This is a genomic window from Comamonas koreensis, from assembly GCF_021026195.1.
In the GTDB taxonomy this organism is placed as follows: domain Bacteria; phylum Pseudomonadota; class Gammaproteobacteria; order Burkholderiales; family Burkholderiaceae_C; genus Comamonas; species Comamonas koreensis.
The window spans coordinates 1-851 of the sequence record NZ_JAJNCT010000023.1 but is presented as its reverse complement, the minus strand read 5'-3'; the positions used below and the strand labels follow the sequence as shown (position 1 = coordinate 851).

General features: G+C 60.2%; 1 protein-coding gene. It reads left to right on the top strand.

The window, feature by feature from the left end:
* Positions 1–60 precede the first annotated feature (60 nt).
* Positions 61–851: tape measure protein (locus LPW39_RS17875; RefSeq protein ID WP_230778365.1), on the top strand; the 791-nt coding region annotated here is incomplete at its 3' end.

Genomic DNA, 851 nt, shown 5'->3' with positions numbered 1-851 from the left:
GGTTTCAGCGTCACTAAGCTGGTCACCTATGCGGATGCCTGGGGGCAGCTCTCCAGCCGCATGACGCAGGCAACGGGCAGCGCCACGGCTGGCGAGGCCGCCATGAGTCGGCTGATGGATGTCAGCAACCGCGTCTACAAGCCCATTGCCGACACGGCAGAGCTATTTATTCGCACCTCCGAATCCCTCAAGCAGATGGGGTACACGACCGCTGAGACGGTTGACATGGTGGAGACGCTCTCCTATGGCCTCACGGTGTCCTCTGCATCGGCAGACAAGACCAAGAGCGTGATTGATGCCTGGTCCAAATCTATGCTCCAAGGCAAGATGACGATGGGCGAGTACCAGACGGTTATCTCTGGCGCACCAGCCCTGCAAAAGGCGCTGGCCGATGCGCTGGGCGTGACTATCGTCGGCCTGCAGGACATGGTTGGCAAAGGCCAGCTGAGCGCTGACAAGCTGATGCTGGTAACCAAGCAGATGCAGGAGCTGGGCAAGCAAGCCGATGCAATGCCTGTGACCGTGACGGATGCATTTACCAAGCTGGTGAACAGTGTCACGCAGTACGCGGGCGAATTGAACAAGAGCACTGGCGCTACTTCGCTGCTTACAGGCGCGATCAACATTCTGTCCAATAACGTGGGACCGCTGCTGACACTGCTTGCCACGATGGCGGGCCTGGCCGTTGCGAGTTGGCTAACTACCGTAACTACCGCTGCTTTGGCCACCGGCGGGGCCTTTACCGTCGCAGCGGCGGCGGTAAAGGGCTTCCTGGCCTCTCTGGGGCCATTGGGTTGGTTAGTTCTAGCTGTGGGCGCGGGTACGGCAGCCTATCAGGCGTTCTCGCGGAG